The sequence below is a fragment of the Streptomyces jumonjinensis genome, from assembly GCF_009600885.1.
GTDB classification, from domain to species: Bacteria; Actinomycetota; Actinomycetes; order Streptomycetales; family Streptomycetaceae; genus Streptomyces; species Streptomyces jumonjinensis.
The window spans coordinates 1-4,442 of sequence record NZ_VCLA01000056.1 but is presented as its reverse complement, the minus strand read 5'-3'; the positions used below and the strand labels follow the sequence as shown (position 1 = coordinate 4,442).

General features: G+C 71.6%; 5 protein-coding genes. 3 read left to right on the top strand and 2 right to left on the bottom strand.

The window, feature by feature from the left end; genetic code table 11:
* Together FF041_RS06920 and FF041_RS06915 are read right to left on the bottom strand one after the other, a co-directional pair.
* Positions 1-797, bottom strand: a 797-nt coding sequence (locus FF041_RS06920; protein ID WP_323391386.1) for a protein kinase domain-containing protein, incomplete at its 3' end; no start/stop codon positions are given.
* A gap of 382 nt (positions 798-1,179) precedes the next feature.
* On the bottom strand, positions 1,180-1,773 hold the full coding sequence (locus FF041_RS06915; RefSeq protein ID WP_153521482.1) for a hypothetical protein: 594 nt from the start codon (positions 1,771-1,773) through the stop codon (positions 1,180-1,182).
* A 301-nt stretch (positions 1,774-2,074) separates the two neighbouring features.
* Here FF041_RS06915 and FF041_RS06910 point away from each other — a divergent pair, with 301 nt between their 5' ends.
* The 3 genes from FF041_RS06910 to FF041_RS06900 form a co-directional block, all read left to right on the top strand.
* Positions 2,075-2,944, top strand: a complete 870-nt coding sequence (locus FF041_RS06910) for a bifunctional methylenetetrahydrofolate dehydrogenase/methenyltetrahydrofolate cyclohydrolase (protein ID WP_153487787.1) — start codon at positions 2,075-2,077, stop codon at positions 2,942-2,944.
* A 20-nt stretch (positions 2,945-2,964) separates the two neighbouring features.
* The gene (locus FF041_RS06905; protein ID WP_153521481.1) at positions 2,965-3,789 is read left to right on the top strand and encodes a DUF3017 domain-containing protein; all 825 of its coding nucleotides are present in this window, start codon (positions 2,965-2,967) and stop codon (positions 3,787-3,789) included.
* Between the two features lie 218 nt (positions 3,790-4,007).
* A partial coding sequence (locus FF041_RS06900; protein WP_153521480.1) for a helix-turn-helix domain-containing protein occupies positions 4,008-4,442 on the top strand: 435 nt, incomplete at its 3' end.

Sequence of the window (4,442 nt, the reverse complement as noted above, 5' to 3'; positions counted from 1 at the left end):
AGATCGGGCGACAGCCGCAGGGCGTCGCCGTCACCGCGTGCGTACCGTACGGCGGCGTCCCGGCGTGCCCCCGGGGTGGCGCCGGGCAGCGGCAGCGTGCCGGTGAGAACGAGATGGGCGAGCACGCCGAACGCCCAGACGTCGGCGGCGGTACGGATGGTCCGGCCGCGCTCGCCCGCCTCGGGGCAGAGCAGTTCGGGCGCGGTGTAGTCGGTGGTCTGGAAGGCGGGCGGATAGCCATGGGCGCCCGCGGACGACTCGGCCGCCGGGCTGAAGTCGCCGAGCCGGACGGTGTGATCGGAGAGCAGCAGCACATTGCCCGGGGTGAGATCGCCGTGCACCCAGCCCGCGTGATGGAGCTGGTGGAGGCCCTCGCAGATCTGTGCGAGCAACGCGGGCCCGGCGGCAGGCCGGGGGCAGCGGCGGAGCAGGGCGTCGAGCGAGCCGTCGGCCCGTTCCAGTACGAGCACGGTCGCGCCGTCGAGCAGCGGTTCGGCGGGGTCGTCGACCGTGAGGGTTCCGTACATATGGATCAGCCGGGGCCGCTGGAGCCTGCGCAGTATCGCGGGCTCGCGCTCGGCCAGTTCTTGGAGCCGGTGCAGCTGATGGGGGGTACGGGTGCCGGCGGGCAGGAACTTCAGGGCCGCTTCGGCGGGGGCGCCGGGGCGATCCGATACCCGGCGGCCCGCGTAGACGGTCGCGAACGGGCCGGAGGCGAGGGGTTCCCGGACCTCCCAGGGTCCGACGCGGTAGCCGGGGGGTACGGGAAGGGCCAGCGAGTCGAAATGGATGCTCACCCCACCGGCTCCGCTCGCCGCTCCCGTCCCGGCTCTGCCGTTGGCGCGGTCGTTCGTCGACCGGACGGCATGGGTGTCGCGATGTGGCTGTGCACGGCTGACTCCTCCCCGTGGTTTCCCGCTCGATGGAGCACGATCGCCAGGGTAGGGAGCGCCGATAAACATCTGCACAACGAACGCATATCGCCGCGTTCGGCGGTGGACGCGGACGCGATGGAGCCGCGGCGGCATTCACCGTCGCGTACGTATCGGTGTCCGTATCCGTATCCGCATCCGCATCCGGGGATACGCGGAAGGCCGCGCCCCTCAGTGGGAGGGACGCGGCCTTCCGGCGAAGCGGAATCCGTCGCGTTTCCGTACGGAACGCGTTCGGCGCCGTGAATCAGTGACGCGGACGGCTGAACCAGGCTCCGCCGTCCGACTTGCCGACGAACACCGCGATGAGAATCGCGAGAACCGTGTGCGCGAGACCGATGACGACGAACGGGTAGATGCCGAGGACCGCCGTGATGATGGCGAAGACCATGATGGTGATCCGTATACCGCCACCGCCCTTCGCGACCTTCAGAGCGAGGAAGATCGCGAACGCGCCCCAGAGCAGCGCGATCAGCCCGATGCCGTAGACGAGGCCGCTGGAGAGGTCGGCGAACTCCTGGAACTGGACGTCGTCCTTGAGTGCCGGGTCGTCCTTCGCCGCGGTGATGGTGGCGCCCATGAGGAAAATCAGAATCGCGCCGATCACCTGGAAACCGGCGATGACGTAGAGCATGACGCGGGCGGCCGAGAGAGTGCCGGGCATCTTCGCCGGGCCGCCGAAGCCGTCGCCGCCGAAGCCGTCGCCGTAGGGCTGGACCGGCGGGGCCTGCGGGTAGCCGTAACCGGGCTGCCCGGGGGCCTGACCCTGCTGGGGGTAGCCGTAGCCCGGCTGACCGCCCTGCTGCTGGCCGTAAGGGTTGTTCGGGTCGCCGAAGCTCATGGCGGGAATTCCTCCATCGGGGAGTGCGGGGACTGCGCGGGCCGAGTGGAGGAACGTAACGAAGTAAGCGGTTTGCCCCCCAGACTTTCCGCGGCACTGCGCGGTCATGGTCGTATCGCCATGGACATTTTGTCCAGTCGATAACTGTATGCGTTGTGTAAGTGCAACCTCGCCCTCCGGCCGTCCGCGAAGGGGGCGGGCGGCCCGGACGGGCCATGGCGGAGTACGGGACGACCGTCGCCGATGACCGGTGGGCGGGCGGGATTGGAACCGGGACGGGTCCATCCGCGAGGATGGGGCCATGACCGCCCAGATTCTCGATGGCAAGGCCACCGCAGCCGCGATCAAATCCGATCTGACCGCCCGCGTGGCGGCCCTCAAGGCGAAGGGAGTGACCCCCGGTCTGGGAACCCTGCTGGTCGGGGATGACCCGGGTAGCCGCTGGTATGTCAATGGAAAGCACCGCGACTGCGCCCAGGTGGGGATCGCGTCGATTCAGCGCGAACTGCCCGCGACCGCCTCCCAGGAGGAGATCGAGGCGGTTGTACGGGAGCTCAACGACAACCCCGAGTGCACCGGCTACATCGTGCAACTGCCGCTCCCCAAGGGCATCGACGCCAACCGGGTGCTCGAACTGATGGATCCGCTGAAGGACGCGGACGGGCTCCACCCGATGAGCCTCGGCCGGCTGGTGCTCGGTGTCGAGGGCCCGCTGCCGTGCACTCCGTACGGGATCGTCCAGCTGCTGCGGCACCACGGCGTCGAGATCAACGGCGCGAACGTGGTGGTCGTCGGGCGCGGCATCACCATCGGGCGTCCGATGCCGCTGGTGCTGACCCGTAAGTCCGAGAACGCGACGGTGACGCAGTGTCACACCGGTACGCGTGATCTGTCCGCGCATCTGCGGCAGGCGGACATCATCGTCGCGGCGGCGGGGGTGCCGCATCTGATCAAGCCGGAGGATGTGAAGCCCGGCGCGGCGGTGCTCGATGTGGGCGTCAGCCGGGACGAGGACGGCAAGATCGTGGGGGACGTCCACCCGGGCGTCGCCGAGGTGGCGGGCTGGGTGGCCCCGAACCCCGGTGGTGTGGGTCCGATGACCCGTGCGCAGCTCCTGGTCAATGTGGTCGAGGCGGCGGAGCGCGCGGCGGGCCTCGGTACGACGGGCTGAGCGGGAGAGAGGCTGCCCTCATGGGCGTACGCATGAACGACGACCGGGCGGCGGAGGGCACCGGGGCAGCGGGGGCGCCGGGGGCGCCGGAGCCGGGGGCGGACACCGCGTCAGGGTCCGGGACCGAAGCCGCGGGTACGGACGCGGTGTCCGGGACCGAGTCCGGGCCCGGGTCCGGGTCCCGCGCTGAAGCCGAGCCCGAGCCCGAGCCCGAGCCCGGGTCCGAAGCCGGGCCTCCGGAGCCCCAGAAGCCCCAGGAATCCCCGGACTCCCAGGAATCCCCGGACTCCCCGGACTCGACGGGCCCTTCGGACGCGGTCGCCGGTGAGGACGCCGGTGAGGACGCCCAGGGCACTGCCGGGAGCGCCGGTCCCGTGGAGGCCGGGCGCGGCCCCGACGCGGAGAGCGGTATGGACCAGCCGGCCGGCGGCTCTTCCTCCCGCCGTCCCCCGGCGCTCACCACCGACACCGCCCGCCCCGAGGGCGGCGGCAGGGCCGCGCCCGGGGACGCCCCCGCCCCCGCCCGGCAGTGGCCGCTGCTCACGGTCCTCGCCCTGGTCGGAGCGGGGCTGCTGATCGTCGGGCTCGACCCCTTCGCCGAGGCGTTCCGGATCGGCACGCTGCTGGTCGGCGCGGGTCTGCTCACGGGCGCGGTGATGCGCAGGGTGCTGCCGTCGGTCGGCATGCTCGCCGTGCGCTCACGCTTCACCGACATGATCACGTACGGGGTGCTGGGCGTCGCGATCACTCTGCTGGCGCTGGTGGCACAGCCGAACCCCTGGCTGGAACTGCCGTTCCTGGAGGACCTCGTACGCTTCACCGTCCGCGGGGACGAAACCCCCTAGCGGCTCTCCCCATGCCCGCCCTCCCGCTCCCGGTCCCTCGCGGAAGGGCGGGCATCGCCGTGCGGTCGCCGAATGTGGCCCACGGCACGGAGCACACCGCTCCGGCGCGGTGTGTTCCCCTGGTCGGCGGGTGGGAGACTGAGGGACCGGTGTGGGGTCCTGGGGCGGACGGGCGTGGGTTCAGAGCACCTGTACTCGGGTGACAAGGGGGGTAGGGCATGGCTCGTTGGAAGGCGCTTCCGGAGGAGCTGGATCCGGAGGTCCGGGAGTTCGCCGAGCAGCTGCGCCGGCTCGTCGACCGGAGCGGGCTGAGCATCGCGGCGGTCTCGGATCACACGGGCTACAGCAAAACGTCGTGGGAGCGCTATCTCAACGGGCGGATTCTCGCGCCCAAGCGCGCGGTCGTCGCCCTCGCCGAGGTGACGGGCACCAGCCCGGTCCATCTCACCACCCTGTGGGAGCTGGCGGAGCGGGCCTGGAGCCGGGCCGAGGCACGCCACGACCGGACCATGGAGCAGATCCGGATATCCCAGGCGCGGGAAGCGCTGGGCGGGTACGAATCCGCTGGGGGCGGCGGGCCGGGCGGGCCGGGCGGGCGCTCCGGCGCGGCGGGCGGCGGGCGGCCCCCGTACGGGGAGCAGCCGGCCCATGTC